This window comes from Microbacterium natoriense (assembly GCF_030816295.1).
Lineage (GTDB): Bacteria > Actinomycetota > Actinomycetes > Actinomycetales > Microbacteriaceae > Microbacterium > Microbacterium natoriense_A.
In genome coordinates this window covers 1,894,090-1,911,894 of record NZ_JAUSXV010000001.1, presented here as the reverse complement: position 1 = coordinate 1,911,894, position 17,805 = coordinate 1,894,090, and the positions used below count along the sequence as shown (strand labels likewise).

Genomic DNA, 17,805 nt, shown 5'->3' with positions numbered 1-17,805 from the left:
CAGGCATGAGCATCCAGACCACCATCGCGACAGCCGTCGAGACCCTGCCGCCGTCTCTGGCGCGCATCGCCCGCACGGTGAGGGACAACCCTTCGATCGTCGTCGACTGCACGATCAACGAACTGGCAGCGGCGTGCGACACGTCCGTGGCTTCCGTCGTGCGGTTCTGCCGGGCGATCGGGGCCGGCGGATACGCGGCGCTGCGCGTCTCGCTCGCCACCGAGCTCGGGCGCGAGTCCGTGCAGTTCAAGGAGCCGCGCGGATTCGGCTCCGAGATCTCCGCGGGCGACTCCCTGCGCGAGGCGACATCGAAGATCGCCGCACTCGAGCTGCTCGCGATCGAGGAGACGATCGGCAACCTCGACTACGACGTGCTCGAATCCGCGATCGACGCGATCGACGCCTCCGAACGGCTGCTGCTGTTCGGGATCGGCGCGAGCCGTCTCGCCGCCGACGATCTCGGCCACAAGCTGCTGCGCATCGGACGATCCGCGATCGTGCTCTCGGACGCTCACGAGGCGAGCGCCGCCGCCGCCCTCACGGCGACGAGGTCGGTGGCGATCGGCTTCTCCCACTCGGGCACCACGCTCGAGACCCTGCGCTTCCTGCAGACGGCTCGAGCCACCGGCACCGCGACGATCGCCATCGCGGGAGCGGCCGACTCCCCCATCGCCCGAGAAGCCGATCACATCCTGCTCACGCATGCCAGGGAGTCACGCTTCCGCGCCGGCGCCATGGTCAGCCGGATCGCTCAGCTCGCCCTCGTCGACGCGCTCTTCATCGGAGTCGCCCAGCGTCGGCACGCACACTCCGTGCATGCGCTGCAGCGCACCGCCGACGCCACTCGGCCGCTGCGCGTGGAGTGATTCCGACGTCGCCGATCGAGATCATTCCCGCATTCGGGAATACCCCCTGGGGGTATTAGCTTCACCTCTTCGAGGGATGCCGGCCGTCGGCGTCCACGATGGAGAGGATTTCCTGTGTCAACGACTCAGAGCGCTGGAGCCGACACGCTCCGGCACGCACCGCACCGTGGATTGGGGCTGGTGCTCATCGCAGCCGCCCAGTTCGTCGTCATCATGGACACCTCGATCATCGGCGTCGCTCTGAGCGACATCGCCCGAGATGTCGGCTTCACGTCCGAGAGCCTGTCGTGGGTGTTCAACGCCTACGTCGTGGCGTTCGGCGGCCTGCTGCTGCTCGGCGGCCGACTCTCCGATCTCCTCGGGGCACGACGCGTCTTCACGATCGGATGGGCCGTTCTGCTCCTCGGCTCCCTGGCCGCCGGCGCCGCCGGTGATGCCTGGGTCGAGATCGCCGCCCGGGCTGTACAGGGAGCGGGCGCGGCGCTGATCGCTCCCGCCGCGCTGTCCCTCCTGATGGCGCTGTTCGGTGGAACGCCCCAGCTTCCCCGCGCCTTCGCCGTCTACGGCGCGGCCGCACCGATCGGCGGAACCGCGGGAGTCTTCCTCGGCGGTGTCCTCACCGAGTACATCGGCTGGCCCTGGGTGTTCTACATCACTGTGCCGATCGCGGTCGTGATCCTCGCTCTCACGCCGATGGCGTTCCCCGCCGGGGCCCGCAGCTCCGGACGCGTCGACCTGACCGGCGCGTTCACGGGCACCGCGGGTCTGGCACTCACGGTGTACGGCATCGTCCGCGCCCCCGAAGCCGGCTGGGTCAGCGTCGAGGCGATCGGCGCACTGGCAGCAGGACTGCTGCTGCTCGGCCTCTTCGTCGCGCGACAGACTCGTGCGGCGCAGCCGTTGCTTCGCCTGGGGATGTTGCGTCTGCCCAACCTCGCCGGCGCCAACATCGCCCAGCTGCTGCTGGGAGCCGCGTGGATTCCGATGTGGTTCTTCCTGAATCTGTATCTGCAGAAGTCCCTGGGCGCCTCGGCCTTCGCCGCCGGTGCCGCACTGGTGCCGATGACCGTTCTGATCGTGATCGGGATGACTCTCGTCTCCCCGCGTCTCGCATCGACGCTGACGACGCGCACCATGGTCGTGTCCGGATTCGCCCTGCTCGGCGCCGGTGTGGCGTGGTTGGCCTTCGCGCCGGAGGACGGCGTGTACGTCCTGCACGTGCTGCCGGCCTCGCTGGTCGCCGCTTCCGGCATGGCACTCGCCTTCGTCCCGTCTCTGAGCACGGCGATCGCCAGCGCACCGCCCGACGAAGCCGGCGTCGCATCGGGCCTGGTGAACACGAGCTATCAGATCGGCTCGGCCGTCGGACTGGCCGTCCTCACCGCGGTGAGCGCAGGTGCGAGCACCAGCGCGGCAGATGGCTACAGCGCGGCCTTCCTCGGCGCGGCCGCGATCGCCGCGGCAGGACTCCTGACGGCCCTGTTCACGCTCAGAGCGCGTCGGGGCTGAATTCAGCCTGCGAGCAGATCGGGCGACCCGGCCCGCACCCGATCCGTTCGGGCCGAGGCCGGGTCGCCTCGGGAGCCCCCGGTCACCGAGCCCGCTGTGCGGAGGAACACGATGATCCAGCTGAAGATCAGCACTGCTGCGATCAGCTCGACCGCGGTGAGGTTGTAGTACCCCACGGCGAAGAAGACGCCGAGCATGACGATCACGAGAACGTACGCCCAGCCGAACAGGACGAACACGCGGGGTATCGACCTCAGGAACCACGGCAACCCCACCACGACGATGGCGAACACGACGGTCATCCCGGTCGCCACGGTGTTGTGCACCAGGAAGAACTCGTCGACCGGGAAGACTCCGACGCACGCCAGGAAGACGCCCATCAGGATGAGGCCCCCGCGCACGATGAAGCGTCCGCGACGGGCCCCGTCTTCGTCGACGGGGAGCCCCGCGGTGGCGTAGCGGGAGATCGTGGTGATCATCACTCCCGCGATGACCAGCGTGGCGTTGAAGGCGATCGACGCGCTGTTCGTGCTCATGCCGAGCGCGGACAGGTTGTTGCGCCACCAGTCGCGATCGCTCGAGGCGAGCATCGCGGCGAAGGCGCCGACCACGAGGAACACCGCGAGCACGAGGGAGAGCACCATCGGGGTGAGAGCGACCGCGCTGAGGAAGGCCACGTACGCCGTGAGCGCGAAAGCGACGCTCACGAGGATCGCCCCGGGAAAAGGGAAGACCGGCGCCCCGAGGAAGCTGCGCTCGAGAAGCTCAGCGACGCCGAGCCAGCCCAGATAGGCGATCGCCGCGTGCGCGAAGGCGATCGCGGCGAGGTCGTACCAGCGCAGCCGGTCACCCGGCACGCTGAACCCGTCGCGCACGGCGTCCTCACGGATCTCCTCCGGGCGCACGGCGAGGCGCCCGAGGACGAACGCGAGCACCGCCGTGATCGCACCGCCGTAGGAGGCGAAGCTGCCGATCGATCCCGTGCCGCTGATCGTGAGCTCGTGCCCGAAGAACACAGGGAAGCCGATCGCGAAGCCGAGAACGAGGAACACCGCCCCCACGATCAAGGCCGTCGCCTCGAACACCGAGTCCGATGTGTCGGGTCCGCGCAGCTGGCGCAGCACCTGCATGACCCTGTCGCCGACCGCCTTCATGCGCACCTCCGCTCCACATCCTAGAAGTCGTGCCGGCGTGGCACGGTCGGTGATAGCATCACGGAACGGATCGTATACAACGTCGTCGTTCCACCACCCGAGGTGATCTTTCATGAACGGTGCACCCATGGCCTCCGCCGAATCGGTGTCGACTCTCATCGCGCGCAACATCAGCGACTTCCGCGCCGCGGTGTCGGAGTCGTTCGTCCCTCTCCAGGTGTCCAGCAGCGGACCCGACCATTTCCGCGGCATGATCCGCGCAGCATCCGTCGACGAGGTCCACGTCACCGACCTGCGCGCGACCTCCCACGTCGTCGAGCGCACGCCCGAGCTCATCGCCCGAGGCGACCGCTCGTTCTTCAAGGTGAGCCTGATGCTCGCCGGAACCGGCATGCTCATCCAGGACGACCGCGAGGCGGTGCTGCGCCCGGGCGATCTCGCGGTGTACGACACCGATCGCCCGTATTCCCTGGTGTTCGACGAGGACTTCCGCACCATGGTCGTGATGTTCCCGAAGCACCTGATCAGCCTGCCTCCTGAGATGATCGGCCAGCTCACCGCCGTACGGATCTCAGGGCAGGAGGGGCTGGGGAGCATGGTGGTTCCCTACCTGACGCAACTGGCCGGCAACCTCGATCAGCTCGCAGGCACGACCGGGGCGCGCCTCGCCCACAGCGCCCTCGATCTGGTCTCGACGGTCTTCACCCGCGAGCTCGGACTCGACGAGGTGTCCGCCGACCCGCATCGCGCCCTGGTGCAGCGCATCCGCTCCTACATCGAGCGCAATCTCGCGTCGACCGACCTCGGCCCCGCGTCGATCGCGTCGGCGCACTACATCTCGACCCGCCATCTGCACGGCCTGTTCCAGGAGCAGGGCGTCACGGTGTCCACGTGGATCCGCACACGCCGCCTCGAGCAGTGCCGCCGCGACCTGCTCGACCCGATGCTGGCCGATCGCCCGGTCGCCGCGATCGCCGCACGGTGGGGCTTCGTGGATGCCGCGCACTTCAGCCGCGCGTTCAAGACCACCTTCGGCGTATCCCCCAGCGAGTACCGCGCCGCGCACTGACGCCCCCGGCATCCGCTCCGCCACCCGGATCCGGACACGCCACCACGATCCCGACGTCCACTCGATGGTGGCGCGCAGCGTCGATGGTGGCACGCGCGGGGACTTTGCTCTCCAGCCGACTTGCCCCGGAGGGCACGCCGTTTGACTCTCGGCGCGCGATGGTCGCGCACGCCTTGAGCGGATGCCCCTCTCGGATCGAGCATGAGGCAAGCGCATCGCGAAGCCGCGGTGCCCGGAGCGACGACGCTCCGCCGCGTGCGACGTCAGGACACCCATGGCCGACACCTCCACAGACCCGGCGCTCGATGAGTGGCGCACCTACGACGAGTTCGCCGCCGGAATCGACGCGTTCCGCCTGCCGAACACGACCCTCGCCGGCACGGCCCTCACGCTGACACTCGACGACGGCTCGATCCTCGCGCTCTCCTTCGATTCCGTGGCCGTCACCTGGACCGGATTCGAGGCGGCCGGAACCGACCCCTACGACGCGGTCGCCGTGCGAGATGACATCGTGTTCGTGAACATCCCTCTCGAGAGCCGTGAACGCGAAGCGATCACCGTCGTCTACTCGACCACGACCCACCGCGCGACCGTGGTCCGCTCCCGTATCGCCGCCGAGGCGGTGGAGGGCGTTCCGCAGGTCGGTCAGGACTTCTGGGCCGCGACCACCGACCGTGGTCCGGCGACGGGCGAGGTTCCAGGGCCGAGCCGCGATCTCATCGGCAAGCGCAACGTGTACCGCTACAGCCCGCACCATCTCTACGAGCACGTCTACGTCTCCAGCCTTCGCTACGCGTGGCAGTGCCTGGAAGGGGTGCAGCGCGGTCACGGCGACATGGACCTGTCGACCGTGTGGAAGTTCGCCGACGGCCTGTACCTCTTCTGCTTCCGCGAGTTCCGCATCGCTGTCGCCAGCGTCTGGCTGCACGACCTCGGCTATCAGCTCATGACCACGGGGATCTTCCTCGGCCTCAACGGCGACGGCGACGCCGAGCACTCCCGTGCAGGAGGCCACATCTACCCGCTCGGCTCCGTCGCCTACCCCGACGCCCAGCCGGTGTGACCCCTTCCACAGGCTCAGGGACCCAGAAGGAACAGAAGGAGATCACATGAGGAACGCAGACATCATCCTCGCCCACTACGCCGCCAGCGACCGGGGAGACCTCGAGGGGATGCTGGCGCCGCTGGCCGACGATGTGCAGTGGACGGAGGCTGCGGGATTCCCGTACGCAGGCACCTACGTCGGACCGGATGCCGTCGCCGCCAACGTGTTCCAGCGCATCCAGGAGGAGTGGGACGACTACACGCTCGCGATCGACGAGGTCATCGACGGCGGAGACGTCGTCGTCGGCATCGGCACGTACTCCGGCACCTACATCCGGACGGGGCGCTTCTTCGCCGCGCGCGTCGCGCACGTCTGGCGGCTGACCGACGGGCGGGTCGCCGCGTTCGAGCAGTTCACCGACACCGAGCTGGTCAATCGCGCACTGCGCGACTGAACGACACACAGCAACACCCGAGAACCGAGAGGCAACAACGCACATGAACAAGCGAGTAGCAGGCACCGCGGCCCTTTTCGCCGTGGCAGCCCTCATCCTGTCCGGCTGCGCCGATGACGGTGGATCCGGCAGCGGGGGCGGTTCGATCGTCGTCGGATCCGTCAACACGATCAGCGGCCCGGCGACATTCCCGGAGGCGTCGCAGGCGGCGGCAGCCGTGTTCGACGCCTTCAACGAAGAAGGTGGTCTGAACGGACAGAAGATCGACTACAAGGCGCTCGACGACAAGGGCGATCCCGCCACGGCGACGGCGTCGGCCCGAGAGCTGGTCGGCAGCGACGGAGCGGTCGCGCTCGTGGGCTCGGCCAGCCTCATCGAGTGCGAGATCAACGCCAAGTACTACGAGCAGGAGAGCATCCTCTCTATTCCCGGCATCGGCGTGGACACGGGATGCTTCGACAGCGAGAACATCTCGCCTGCGAACGTCGGACCGTTCAACGACATGACCCTGACGCTGCAGTACGGATCTGAGGTCCTCGGCCTCGACGACATCTGCGTGCTTCTCGAGATCGCCGGCTCCACCCGGCCGACCTACCAGGCCGCGATCGACAAGTGGACCGAGATCACAGGCAAGAAGCCGAAGTACGTCGACGACACCGTGCCCTACGGAGCATCCGACTACACGCCGTACATCGTGAAGGCGCGTGAGCAGGGCTGCAAGGCTCTCGCGATCAACCCCGTCGAGCCCGACGCGATCGGTCAGGTCAAGGCCGCCAACGCACAGGGTTGGGACGACGTGACCTGGCTCTACCTCACCAGCGTCTACAGCGAGAACTTCGCGAAGGCGGTCGACAACGCGGGCGCCGGCATCTACGTGCCTGCCGAGTTCTATCCGTTCACCGACGACAACGACATCAACAAGGACTGGCGGGCGCTGATGGAGAAGAACGACATCCCGCTCACGTCGTTCAGCCAGGGCGGCTACCTCGCCGCGACGTACTTCATCGAGGTGCTGAAGTCCATCAAGGGCGACATCACCCGCGAGAGCGTGACGAAGGCGCTGCAGGGCATGGACCCGATCGACAACCCGATGGTGGGAACGCCCTACGCGTTCGGCACGCAGAACACCGCCGGCTGGCCGATCATCTTGAAATCCGGCACGAACGCTTGGGAGAAGGTCTCCGAAGACTGGCTGCGCATCGGCGAATAGTCGCTCTTCGCTCCCGGTCGTTGAGCGAGGGAGCGGAGCGACCGAGACGAAACGCCTCACCCGGCGCCGAACGTCGGTCACTGCGTTTCGTCTCGCTTCGCTCGCTCAACGACCGGGTGCCTCGCTCAACGACCGGGGGTCTCCTCCCCCTCAGATCAGAAAGGACGCCTCATGCTGCAAGGCGCCATAGCCGGACTCGCCGCCGGCGGACTCTACGCCGTCCTCGGCGTGTGTCTGACGCTGATGAGCCGCCTCGTGCGGGTCGTCAACTTCGCTCAGGCCGCCACGGGGATGTTCGGCGCGTTCACGGCCGTGTGGTTCGTGAGCAGACTCGGCCTGCCGATCTGGCTCGGCTCGATCATCGGGATCCTCGTCGCCGGGCTCCTGTCGGCGGCGATCGGATGGATCGCCGCGACCTGGCTCTCGGAGGCGTCCACGACGACCCGCTCGGCGATGACCGTCGGACCTCTGCTCCTGCTGATCTCGCTGTCGTTCATCCTGTTCGGCAACAAACCGCAGCCGTTCACGCCGATCATCGCGGGACCGGCATTCTCGTTCGGCGGCGTCGTCGTCAGCCAGGTGACCGTCGCCACGGTGCTGATGGCGGTCGTGGCCGCGGTGGTCGTTCGCGTCGTCCTCCGCCGCACGAGGGTGGGCACGCAGCTGAGGGCGCTGTCCGAGCGTCCGACCACGGCGGAGCTGCTCGGCATCCGCTCCCGTCCGCTGTCGATCTCGGTGTGGTTCGTCACCGGAGTCATCAGCGCCATCGCGATCATCATCGTCGCGCCGACGCAGTCCAGCGACGCCACCGGACTCTCGATGCTCATCGTGCCCGCCGCTGCCGCCGCGCTGCTCGGCGGCTTCCGCCGGCTCGACCTCGCCGTCGTCGGCGGCATCGTGCTGGGCGTGCTCGGCGGCCTGGTCGCGCAGCTCGACGAGGTCGCCCTGGTGCGCAACTTCCTCCCGTTCCTGTTCATCGTGGTCCTGCTGCTGTGGACCCAGCGCAAGGAGGTGTGGGATGCCGCTCGCTGACCGCTCCTGGTTCAAGTCCACCTGGCCGTTCGCCGTCGCGGCAGCCGCCGTCGGCATCGGCATCGGCGCGATCCTCAGCGCCGCCCTGCCCGGCTATTTCGTCTTCCTGGCGATCAGCGCGGTCGTCGCGGCCATCGCCATCCTCGGACTCGGGATCGTCACCGGCTCGGCCGGGATGATCGCCCTGTGCCAGCTCACCTTCGCGGCCGTCGGCGCGTGGATCGTCTCGCTGTTGAACGTGATGCAGGCGCCGGGCGGGTTCGTCGTCTGGCTTGTGCTCGGCGGCATAGCCGCCGGTCTCGTGGGCATCATCGTCGGGCTGCCGGCGCTGCGCCTGCGCGGAGTGAATCTCGCGGTCGTCACCCTGGGATTCGCCGCCGCAGCCGACGTCACGCTCGTGCAGATCCAGTTCCCCGGTTCTGTCGACGGCACCTCGATCGAGCGCCCGGAGCTCTTCTCGAACGACCGGCAGTTCTTCTTCCTCTCCGTCGTCGTGCTCGCCGTCTGCGGTCTCGGCGTGTTCTTCCTCCAGCGAGGGCGCTGGGGCTCGTCGTGGAAGGCCGTCGCCTTCTCCGAGCGCGGCACCGCGGCGGCAGGACAGAGCGTGCAGGTCGCGAAGCTCACGGCGTTCGCCGTGTCGGCGGCCCTCGGCGGGATCGCCGGTGGTCTCCTCGCGGGCCAGGTGCAACTGCCCTTCGCCTCGAGCTTCACTCCGCTGCAGTCGCTCGCGCTCTATGTCCTGGCGATCATGTCGGGCGCGCACCTCATCGACATGGCGATCCTCGGCGGCATCCTCTGGGTGCTCGTGCCCGAGCTCCTCAAGCGGTGGGGCATCGACCAGAACTGGGGCTTCGTCGTCTTCGGCGTGCTCGGCGTGCAGGCTCTGACCAGCGGCACGAACCTGGGACAGACCGTCCGCGATCTGATCTGGCGCCGCGCGGACCGCAGGACCGCGGGCGCGGCGCTGACGGCGTTGCCTCCGGATGCCGAAGCCGATGCAGCGGTCATCACCACCACGACCACGGCGACCGTCGACGAGGCCGCTCTCGACGGCGCGCCCGTGCTCACCGTCGAAGGGCTCACGGTGCAGTTCGGGGCGCTGAAGGCCCTCGACGATGTGTCGTTCCAGGTGCCGAGCGCGTCGATCATGGGCCTCATCGGGCCGAACGGGGCCGGCAAGTCGACGTTCGTCGACGCGATCGGCGGATTCCTGCCGAAGCACGGCGGCCGCGTGCTTCTGGGCGGTCGCGACCTCGCCGGCCTCTCCCCCACGAGGCGCGCCCGCCTGGGTCTTCGGCGCACGTTCCAGCAGGATCGTGTGCCGCCGGCGCTCACCGTCGGAGCCTACGTGCGCTTCGTGGCGCGGCGGCGGCTCGCGGCATCCGACATCGACGAGGTCCTGGAGTTCTTCGGCTGCCCGCCGGCCAAGGCTCGCCTGTCGAGCGTCGACGTCGGCACCCGGAGGCTGGTCGAAGTCGCGGCGAACGTGATCGCGCGCCCCCGACTGCTCATCCTCGACGAGCCGGCAGCCGGCCTGTCGCACGAGGAGCATCTGGCACTCGCGGCACGGCTGCGGGAGCTCCCCGGGCGCTACGGCGTCGCACTGATCATCATCGAGCACGACCTCGATCTCGTGCGCTCGGTATGCCCGATGCTCACCGTGCTCGACTTCGGTCGAGTGCTGGCGAGCGGCCCGCAGGCCGAGGTGCTGGCGAACCCCGACGTCGTGAAGGCGTACATGGGAGAGACGGAGCTGCTGTCATGAGTGAACTCGTCCTGGACGGCGTGACCGTCAGCCGTGGAGCTGGGCCGGTGATCTCCGACGTGTCGCTCACCGTGCGCGGCGGAGAGGTGCTCGCGCTCGTCGGGCCGAACGGCGCGGGCAAGACCAGTCTGATCGAGTCCGTGTCGGGGGTGACTCCGCACTCCGCCGGCACGCTCACCCTCGACGGCGAGGCCATCGACAAGCTCTCGCGCGTCGCCCGTGCCCGCCGCGGGATCGTGCACATCGAGCAGGGGCGGGCGGTGTTCCCATCGCTGACGGTGCGCGAGAACATCTCGCTCACCGCGCGGACTCCGGCTGAGCTGGACGCCGCGCTCGAGCAGTTCCCCGAACTCGAGAAGCGGATCGACTCGCCGACAGCGCTGCTGTCGGGCGGTGAGCAGCAGATGGTGGTGCTCGCACGGGCCTTCGCGGCGAAACCACGTGTGCTGCTGATCGACGAGATGTCGCTGGGCCTTGCCCCCGTGGTCTTCATGCGGCTCATGCCGATCGTGAAGTCCATCGCCGAGTCGGGCGTCGGCGTGCTGCTGGTCGAGCAGTTCACCCAGCTCGCGCTGAGCCTCGCCCGCGAGGCCGTTGTCGTCGCCGGCGGTCAGGTCTCGTTCCAGGGGACGTCGGAGCAGATCAAGTCCGATCCCGAGCTGCTGCACCGCGCGTATCTCGGCGGCTGAACGGATCAGGATCCGTTCATGTCACGGGGATCGCCGTCCTGCGCAGCTCTCGGGGCGACGATTCTCGCACGGGAAGCTCCGCAGGGGCGCTCAGCCCGGGACGCTAGCCTGAGAGCATGACCGAGACCGTCCACGCCCGCGCCGTCCTCCTCGACATGGACGGGACCCTCGTCGATTCGACGGCCGCCGTCGAGCGCATCTGGCTGGCGTGGGCAGAGCCGCACGGACTCGATCCCGCGCACGTGCTCAGCGTCATCCACGGGCGCCAGGGTCACCAGAGCATGGCGATCATGCTGCCCGAGCGCGATCACGCCATCAACATCGCCGAGAACGCCTCGATGCTCGCGAACGAGGCGGAGGACGTCGACGGCGTCGTCGCGATCGCCGGAGCAGACGTGCTGCTCGAGGCGCTCCGGCCCCACCCGCACGCGATCGTGACGTCGGCCGACCTGCGGCTGATGAATGCCCGCATGGGCGCCGCGGATCTCGTCGTGCCGACGACCGCGGTGACCGCCGAGAACGTGACGCGCTCGAAGCCCGACCCCGAAGGGTTCCTGCTGGGTGCGAAGACGCTCGGCGTCGACCCGGCCGACTGCATCGTCTTCGAGGACTCGGGTGCCGGCATCCAGGCCGCCCACGCTGCGGGCATGCGTGTGATCGGCGTCGGTGCGCACGCGGTCGCACACTCTCCCGAACACCACGTCGACGACCTCACTCAGGTGGCCGTCGTCGCGACCGCCGACGGGTTCGAGCTCACGGTCGGCTGAGCCCGCCGCAAGCGCCCTGGCATTGGTCGCGGACATCTCGCGGCCCGGCCGAAGGCACCCCGGCAGCGGCCAGTTCCGCACCCCGGTCACACGTCTGGCGACTCAGCCCAGCGGAAGCCGCCTGAACCGTGACCGTCTCTGCGCTCCAGTCACACATCCGGCGGCCATGCCTCCACCGAACCCGCCCGACGCGTGACCGAACCCGCATCCGGACTGCCCAGGAGCCCGGGAACGCGACCTCGCGGCGCTACATCCCGGCGTGATCGAACGCGATGGTCGGAACGTCCACGACGTGCGAGCCGCCGTCGGCGACGATCACGGAGCCGGTGATGTACGACGACTCCCCCGAGCCCAGGAACCGCACGACCGAGGCGATCTCGGCCGGGCGCGCCGGTCGTCGCAGCGGCACATCGGCGGTGACCGCCGCATACGCCTCTTCGCGGGAGGCGAGACCCGCGTGCGAGGCGAACTCGTCCATCTCCTCGTCGGCCATCGGCGTCTGCACCCACCCGGGGCAGACGGCGTTCACGCGCACGCCGTGCTTGCCGTAGTCGCGGGCGAGGGTGCGGGTGAGGCCGATCAGAGCGTGCTTGCCCACGGTGTAGCCGGCGACCGAGGGGCCAGCGAAGAGTCCCGCGAGAGACGACACGATCACGATCTGCCCCTTCGACTCCAAGAGCGCCGGCAGCGCCTCACGCGCCATGATGAAGGCGGTGGTGAGGTTGGCGCGGATCGCTGCTTCCCACCCCGCGTCATCCGTCTCGCCGACGGGCGAGAACCCGTGGCCTCCGGCGTTCGCGACCAGCACGTCGAGGCGCCCGAACGTCGCGAGAACCTCGGCGACGGCGGCCTTCGCAGAGGCCGTGTCCGCCGCATCCGCCACGATCGTCCTCGCCCCGACCGCCTTCGCGACCCGTTCTAGCGGCTCCGGTCGGCGACCCACCACGACGACGTGTGCGCCTTCGGCCGCATACCGCTCGGCGATCGCGGCGCCGATGCCGGTGCCCCCTCCGGTGATGACGACGACGCGTCCCGAGACCGTCGATCCCACTGCGAGTCCCATGTGCTGCTCCTGTCTGTTCGGCGCGTGCGCGCTAAGCGGGAAATCCCGACCGGGCGGTGTACCCGAAGTCGCTGAGAAGGGTGGTTCCGTTGACCGCGCGACTGCGCGGCGACACCAGATAGGCCACGTGGGCGGCCACCTCGTCTGCCGTCTGCACGGGGAAATCCGCCGCGTCGAACGCGGCGTCGCCGAGATCGCCTCGGCTCATCGGAGTGTCGACCACCGAAGGTGCGACGGTATTCACCCGGATGCCGGTGCCTGCGAGATCGACGGAGAGGGCTCGCGCGAACTGCACGAGCGCCGCCTTCGAGGCGCAGTACGGCGCCATCCCCGGCGAGGCGACGAAGGCGGAGTCGCTGGATACCAGGACGACGGATGCCGCGCCTGCCGCTCTCAGGGCAGGAAGCGCGTGGCGCAGCACGAGGAAGGGACCCGTGACGTTGACGGCGAAGACCGCGTTCCATTCCCCGAGCGAGATCTCCTCTATGCCCGAGCCGACGGGACCGGAGATACCGGCGCAGCAGACCACGGCATCCAGGCGCTCCAGAGAGGCGAGTTCTGAGGACGTCTGCTCCTCGTCGGTGACGTCGGCGACGAGGACGATCGAATCCGGGCACGTGCGGGCAGCATCGCGCACGGCGCTCTCGTCGCGGTCGAGGAGCACGACCCGCACGCCTTCCGCGGCGAGCGCCGACGCCACGGCGCGACCGATGCCGCTCCCGGCGCCCGTGACGAGGGCGCTCGTACCGCGCAGCTGCAGATCCATGCCGTCATCCTGCTACCCGGCATCCGCTCGCCCCTATCTCCGCGACGCTGCTGTGCACCCTGGCACCATCGTCCTTCGCTCAGCGTCAAGCGCGACGAGTGCCGTCGGAGCAGACTCGCTCTATCGACGATCCCCTCGTCGTCGATGCCGTGCGCAGGCTCTCCGAACCCACGGCCGTCACCGAACAAAGGAGTCGCCGTGGCTGATTCGATCGCACCGCCCACCGAGCACACCGCTCTTCGTCCCGGCGCCCTGGGCGTCGCCGGGATCGTCTTCCTCGTGCTGGCGGCCGTCGCACCGCTGACCGGCATCGTCGTCGTCGCCTCACTGGCTGTCGCACTCGGCAACGGCGGCGGCACTCCGATGTCCTTCTTCCTCGTCGCGGGGATCCTCCTGCTCTTCGCGATCGGCTACGCGCAGATGTCGAAGCAACTGGTCAACGCCGGCGGCTTCTACGCCTTCGTGGTGAAGGGCCTCGGCCGCACCGGCGGTCTCATCGCGGGACTCATCGCGACCCTCGGCTACAACTTCTTCGTCGTCGGCACGATCGGCACGAGCGGCTTCTTCATGCAGACGATCATCCGCGACCTCACCGGACTCGACGTGCACTGGCTGATCTGGGGGCTCGCGTCGATCGTCGTCTGCTTCGTGCTGGCACGCATCGGCGTCGACTTCTCGTCGAAGGTGCTCGGCGTGTGCCTCGTGCTCGAGACGTTGATGCTCGTCGTCTTCGATGTGTCGGTGCTGGTGCAGACCGGCTACGACGTGGCCGCGTTCAGCCCGGAGGCCGTGTTCTCGGGATCGCTGCCGATCGGCATGCTCCTCGCCGCGACCGGCTTCCTGGGGTTCGAGGCCACAGCGCTGTTCAGCGAAGAAGCCAAGCAGCCGCTGCGCACGATCCCGCGTGCCACCTACACCGCGATCATCGCGATCGGCGTCATCCTCGGTGTCACGACGTGGGCCGTCGTCAGCGCGACCGGCGTCGCCCAGGCGCAGGCCACGGCCCTGGAGCATCTGCCGACCGGCGACCTCATCTTCACGCTGTCGCAGCAGTACCTCGGAGGACCGCTCACGACGGTCATGATGATCCTGCTGCTGGTGAGCCTGTTCGCCGCGATGCTCGCCTTCCACAACTCGGCGAGCCGCTACCTGTACTCGCTCGGCCGCGCCCGGATTCTGCCCCAGGCTCTCGCCCGCACCCGCGCGAGCGGAGCCCCGCAGCTCGCCGGCATCGTGCAGGCGTCGTTCGCCGCCGTCGTCGCGATCATCTTCGCGATCGCGGGAGCCGATCCGATCGTCACGCTGGTCCCGGCGATGCTCGGATTCGGAACCCTGAGCGTGCTGATCCTGCAGGGCCTCGCCGCGATCTCGATCGTCGTGTACTTCCGCCGCAAGGGCGACCCGAGGTGGTGGAGCACCTTCATCGCCCCCGGAATCGGTTTCCTCGGCATCGCGGCGATCTCGATCCTCGCGGTCGTGAACTTCGACATCGTCGCCGGCTCGCAGGAGCTCGCCATCCGCCTCATGCCGCTGCTTCTGGTGCTCGCCGTGATCGGCGGCATCGTGTACGGCGTCTACCTGAAGAAGTCCCGGCCGGCCGTGTACGACGGCCTCGCCACCGACCTCGAGAAGTTCAGCACGCGCTGAGCGTCCTCGCCCCATCGTCCGAACCGCACAGCATCCGACCCCCACCCACGAAGGAACCCTCATGGCTGATGTAGTCAACCTGTCCGACACCTCCACCTGGCTGCCGCTCGACGGCCTCGCACCGGGCTTCGACGCCAGCAAGGCCGAGCTCAGCGACGCGCTCGACGGCCGCACGTTCACCGTGGTCGATGACCGCGGCACCCGAGTCACGCACACGTTCGGCCGCGGAACCGTCAGCTGGAAGTACGAACCCGGAACCGGTGACGAGACCGCCCCGGCAGAGGACACAGACGACTGCGAGGTGATCGAGGTCGCCGACGACCTGTTCTACGCGCAGTTCCACCACAAGTACCTGCCGAACGAGGCCGTCACCCTGATCCTCGACCTCGCCAGCGGCCACGCGCTCTCGGTCATCTCGATCCTCGGGCAGGCCTCTCCCGGTAAGACCGCCGTGCAGATGGTCTTCGTTCCCGGGTTGATCGAGGGCATCGAGACGCGCGGCGAAGCGCCGGCCCCGACCGAGGAGCTCATCGGCCGCCGCGTGCTGTGGGTGTACTCCAGCACCCACGCGTACGAGCACGTCTACCTGTCGCCGCACTGGTACACCTGGCAGTGCCTCGCCGGCCCCGAGCAGGGGCTCGCCGACACCGACGCGAACACCGTGTGGAAGGTCCGCCCCGGCATCTACGTCTTCACCTGGCGCGAGAAGGTCATTCCCTGCGGTTCGGTGACGATCGCCGACCACCGCGATCAGAAGGCGATCCGCTCGCACGGCGTGCTGTTCGGCTGGGACGAGTCGGGCACCGCCCCGACGCACTTCACCTTCGGCGCCCACGGACGCCTGCTGTCGAACACCGTCCACCCCGTCGAGTACGATCCGGCACGCGCCCTGGAGCGCTGAACATGACGATCATCGCCGACCTCATCCTCACAGGCGCGACCGTCCGCACGGTCGACCTCGAGAACCCTCTCGCCGAGGCGATCGCGGTCGGCGATGGTCGGATTCTCGCCGTCGGTACGGCGTCGGAGATCGAGGCGTTCCGCGGGCGGCGCACCGAGGTGCGCGATCTCGACGGTGCCGCCGTGTATCCCGGATTCGTCGATGTGCACAACCACCACGCGGTCGCCGGGGTGACCGATCTGTTCGAGCTCTCCTTCGGAACGTCTCTCGGTCTGGACGAGATCTTGGATCTCGTACGGGATCGCGCAGCGACGCTCCCCGAGGGCGCCTGGGTCACCGGCGGGTCCTGGGCCAGCACGCTCATGGACGAGCTGAACAGCTCAGCGGTGCGGCGGCGGCTGGACGAGGCGGCCGGCGTACGCCCGGTCATGCTCTCGGACGACAGCCATCACAACCGCTGGGCGAACAGCGAGGCGCTGCGACTCGCGGGCATCTCGAAGGAGACGATCCCGGCCGATGGCGTGACTCTGCTCGACGCCGTCGACGGCGAGCCGACCGGCGTGCTCCTCGAGGCCGCCGGAGTCCTGGTCGCGCAGGCGCACGCCCGCGCCGGCGGATTGTCCACCGAGCAGCATCGGCAGGCGTCGCGGCGCGGCGTGGAGCTGCTGAACGGCTTCGGCGTCACGGCGTTCCAGGATGCTGCGGCATCGCTCGAGATCCTCGGCGCCCTGAAGACGCTCGATGAGGCCGGCGAGCTGAACGCCTGGGTGGTCTCGAGCCTCACGATCAACGACGAGATCTTCGGATTCGACACGATCGGCGACGCGCTGATCGACCGCGGCGAGGAATTCCGAACCACGCATCACCGTCCGAATTTCGTGAAGATCTTCCTCGACGGCGTGCCCCCGGCTCGGACCGCGCTGTTCATCGACGCGTATCTTCCGGACGATGCGCACGGCGCGCACTTCCACGGCACCACGACGATGTCCTTCGACGAGCTCTACGACTGGCTCAGGCGGGTGGCCGAGCGCGGTCTCGGCGCCAAGGTGCACGCCACGGGCGACGGATCGGCGCGGCTGCTGCTCGATGTGATCGAGCGCCTCCGCTCTGAGGGCTTCACGGACGCTCCCTTCCAGATCGCGCACGGACAGTTCCTCGCCGACGACGACATCCGTCGCCTGGCCGACCTCCGTGTGAGCGCCGACATCTCGCCGTTCATCTGGTACCCGGGCGTCATCCCGGATGCCCTCGCCGCCGTGCTCGGCGACCGAGCAGAGCACTCGCAGCCCAACCGCTCGATCATCGACGCGGGTGGGCTCGTCGCCGGCGGATCCGACTGGCCGGTGAGCGAGTCCCCGAACCCGCTCGAGGGGATGCAGGGACTCGTGACCCGCGCCGACCCTCTCGGGCGCGCGCCGGGGACCCTGTGGCTCGAGCAGGCGATCACCGCGGAGGAGGCGCTCGCGGTGTTCACGATCAACGCCGCTCGGGCCATGGGCCTGGACACCGAGACCGGATCGATCACGGTGGGCAAGTCCGCCGACTTCGTCGTGCTGGACCGGGATGCCGTCGCGGGCCCCGCCGACCGCATCATCGACGCGCGTGTGCTGTCGACGTGGTTCGCCGGCCGCGAGGTGTACTCGGGCTGAGGTTCCCGCCCCCTCCCCCTCCCCCTCTGTCGAGACCCCCACCTGTTGTCGAGACCCCCACCTATTCACGCAAGTACGTGGGGGTATCGGCAACAAGTGGGGGTGTCGGCGATGCAACGGGCGAGCGCACTGCTCCTGCACAGATGAGTCGGTAGCGGAAAGCATCCACAGGATGCGGCTGACGGACACCGGCGACCGGTCGGATGCCGAATGATGTGC

At 68.7% G+C, this 17,805-nt stretch carries 16 protein-coding genes; 13 read left to right on the top strand and 3 right to left on the bottom strand.

Annotation, left to right across the window (positions count from 1 at the left end; all coding sequences use genetic code 11):
- The first annotated feature begins 5 nt into the window (after positions 1-5).
- Both QFZ53_RS08710 and QFZ53_RS08705 read left to right on the top strand, forming a co-directional pair.
- A complete protein-coding gene (locus QFZ53_RS08710; protein WP_292906543.1) occupies positions 6-866 on the top strand; it encodes a MurR/RpiR family transcriptional regulator in 861 nt (286 codons plus the stop codon).
- A gap of 114 nt (positions 867-980) precedes the next feature.
- On the top strand, positions 981-2,375 hold the full coding sequence (locus QFZ53_RS08705) for an MFS transporter (protein ID WP_307295489.1): 1,395 nt from the start codon (positions 981-983) through the stop codon (positions 2,373-2,375).
- A gap of 2 nt (positions 2,376-2,377) precedes the next feature.
- Here the strand turns inward: QFZ53_RS08705 and QFZ53_RS08700 are convergent, their stop codons facing one another.
- On the bottom strand, positions 2,378-3,529 hold the full coding sequence (locus tag QFZ53_RS08700) for a DUF998 domain-containing protein (RefSeq protein ID WP_307295487.1): 1,152 nt from the start codon (positions 3,527-3,529) through the stop codon (positions 2,378-2,380).
- Positions 3,530-3,641: 112 nt separating this feature from the next.
- Between QFZ53_RS08700 and QFZ53_RS08695 the strand changes: the two genes are divergently transcribed.
- The 8 genes from QFZ53_RS08695 to QFZ53_RS08660 all read left to right on the top strand — a co-directional run bounded on the left by QFZ53_RS08695 (position 3,642) and on the right by QFZ53_RS08660 (position 11,560).
- The gene (locus tag QFZ53_RS08695; protein WP_292906537.1) at positions 3,642-4,598 is read left to right on the top strand and encodes an AraC-like ligand-binding domain-containing protein; all 957 of its coding nucleotides are present in this window, start codon (positions 3,642-3,644) and stop codon (positions 4,596-4,598) included.
- A 274-nt stretch (positions 4,599-4,872) separates the two neighbouring features.
- Positions 4,873-5,661 (top strand): MoaF C-terminal domain-containing protein, encoded by a 789-nt coding sequence (locus QFZ53_RS08690; RefSeq protein ID WP_307295484.1) that lies wholly within the window; start codon positions 4,873-4,875, stop codon positions 5,659-5,661.
- Between the two features lie 46 nt (positions 5,662-5,707).
- Entirely contained in the window at positions 5,708-6,097 is a 390-nt protein-coding gene (locus QFZ53_RS08685; protein WP_292906533.1) for a nuclear transport factor 2 family protein, read from the top strand.
- Between the two features lie 43 nt (positions 6,098-6,140).
- Entirely contained in the window at positions 6,141-7,307 is a 1,167-nt protein-coding gene (locus QFZ53_RS08680) for an ABC transporter substrate-binding protein (protein ID WP_307295483.1), read from the top strand.
- Between the two features lie 171 nt (positions 7,308-7,478).
- Entirely contained in the window at positions 7,479-8,339 is an 861-nt protein-coding gene (locus QFZ53_RS08675; RefSeq protein WP_292906529.1) for an ABC transporter permease subunit, read from the top strand.
- Complete coding sequence (locus tag QFZ53_RS08670) at positions 8,326-10,104, top strand: branched-chain amino acid ABC transporter ATP-binding protein/permease (RefSeq protein ID WP_307295482.1); 1,779 nt, start codon at positions 8,326-8,328, stop codon at positions 10,102-10,104. Before QFZ53_RS08675 ends, QFZ53_RS08670 begins: the two co-directional genes overlap by 14 nt.
- Positions 10,101-10,793 carry an ABC transporter ATP-binding protein gene (locus QFZ53_RS08665; protein ID WP_307295481.1) on the top strand — a complete coding sequence of 231 codons (693 nt, stop codon included), beginning with the start codon at positions 10,101-10,103 and terminating at the stop codon, positions 10,791-10,793. The genes QFZ53_RS08670 and QFZ53_RS08665 overlap by 4 nt, the downstream gene beginning before the upstream one ends.
- 116 nt (positions 10,794-10,909) lie before the next feature.
- Positions 10,910-11,560, top strand: a complete 651-nt coding sequence (locus QFZ53_RS08660; RefSeq protein WP_307295480.1) for an HAD-IA family hydrolase — start codon at positions 10,910-10,912, stop codon at positions 11,558-11,560.
- A gap of 247 nt (positions 11,561-11,807) precedes the next feature.
- Here the strand turns inward: QFZ53_RS08660 and QFZ53_RS08655 are convergent, their stop codons facing one another.
- Entirely contained in the window at positions 11,808-12,623 is an 816-nt protein-coding gene (locus QFZ53_RS08655) for an SDR family NAD(P)-dependent oxidoreductase (RefSeq protein WP_307295479.1), read from the bottom strand.
- A gap of 31 nt (positions 12,624-12,654) precedes the next feature.
- A complete protein-coding gene (locus QFZ53_RS08650) occupies positions 12,655-13,389 on the bottom strand; it encodes an SDR family NAD(P)-dependent oxidoreductase (protein ID WP_307295478.1) in 735 nt (244 codons plus the stop codon).
- A gap of 198 nt (positions 13,390-13,587) precedes the next feature.
- Here QFZ53_RS08650 and QFZ53_RS08645 point away from each other — a divergent pair, with 198 nt between their 5' ends.
- From QFZ53_RS08645 to QFZ53_RS08635, 3 genes are all read left to right on the top strand, one after another.
- Entirely contained in the window at positions 13,588-15,036 is a 1,449-nt protein-coding gene (locus QFZ53_RS08645; protein ID WP_292906517.1) for an APC family permease, read from the top strand.
- A gap of 61 nt (positions 15,037-15,097) precedes the next feature.
- Complete coding sequence (locus tag QFZ53_RS08640) at positions 15,098-15,937, top strand: molybdenum cofactor biosynthesis F family protein (RefSeq protein WP_292906515.1); 840 nt, start codon at positions 15,098-15,100, stop codon at positions 15,935-15,937.
- Between the two features lie 2 nt (positions 15,938-15,939).
- Positions 15,940-17,586: an amidohydrolase gene (locus QFZ53_RS08635; RefSeq protein ID WP_307295476.1), complete on the top strand. Its 1,647-nt coding sequence runs from the start codon at positions 15,940-15,942 to the stop codon at positions 17,584-17,586.
- Positions 17,587-17,805: the final 219 nt, after the last annotated feature.

Coding starts and splice junctions, on each gene's coding strand:
- QFZ53_RS08710 (WP_292906543.1), top strand. CDS start 6: ATGAGCATCCAGACCACCATCGCGACAGCCGTCGAGACCCTGCCGCCG.
- QFZ53_RS08700 (WP_307295487.1), bottom strand. CDS start 3,529: ATGAAGGCGGTCGGCGACAGGGTCATGCAGGTGCTGCGCCAGCTGCGC.
- QFZ53_RS08695 (WP_292906537.1), top strand. CDS start 3,642: ATGAACGGTGCACCCATGGCCTCCGCCGAATCGGTGTCGACTCTCATC.
- QFZ53_RS08690 (WP_307295484.1), top strand. CDS start 4,873: ATGGCCGACACCTCCACAGACCCGGCGCTCGATGAGTGGCGCACCTAC.
- QFZ53_RS08685 (WP_292906533.1), top strand. CDS start 5,708: ATGAGGAACGCAGACATCATCCTCGCCCACTACGCCGCCAGCGACCGG.
- QFZ53_RS08680 (WP_307295483.1), top strand. CDS start 6,141: ATGAACAAGCGAGTAGCAGGCACCGCGGCCCTTTTCGCCGTGGCAGCC.
- QFZ53_RS08675 (WP_292906529.1), top strand. CDS start 7,479: ATGCTGCAAGGCGCCATAGCCGGACTCGCCGCCGGCGGACTCTACGCC.
- QFZ53_RS08670 (WP_307295482.1), top strand. CDS start 8,326: ATGCCGCTCGCTGACCGCTCCTGGTTCAAGTCCACCTGGCCGTTCGCC.
- QFZ53_RS08665 (WP_307295481.1), top strand. CDS start 10,101: ATGAGTGAACTCGTCCTGGACGGCGTGACCGTCAGCCGTGGAGCTGGG.
- QFZ53_RS08660 (WP_307295480.1), top strand. CDS start 10,910: ATGACCGAGACCGTCCACGCCCGCGCCGTCCTCCTCGACATGGACGGG.
- QFZ53_RS08655 (WP_307295479.1), bottom strand. CDS start 12,623: ATGGGACTCGCAGTGGGATCGACGGTCTCGGGACGCGTCGTCGTCATC.
- QFZ53_RS08650 (WP_307295478.1), bottom strand. CDS start 13,389: ATGGATCTGCAGCTGCGCGGTACGAGCGCCCTCGTCACGGGCGCCGGG.
- QFZ53_RS08640 (WP_292906515.1), top strand. CDS start 15,098: ATGGCTGATGTAGTCAACCTGTCCGACACCTCCACCTGGCTGCCGCTC.
- QFZ53_RS08635 (WP_307295476.1), top strand. CDS start 15,940: ATGACGATCATCGCCGACCTCATCCTCACAGGCGCGACCGTCCGCACG.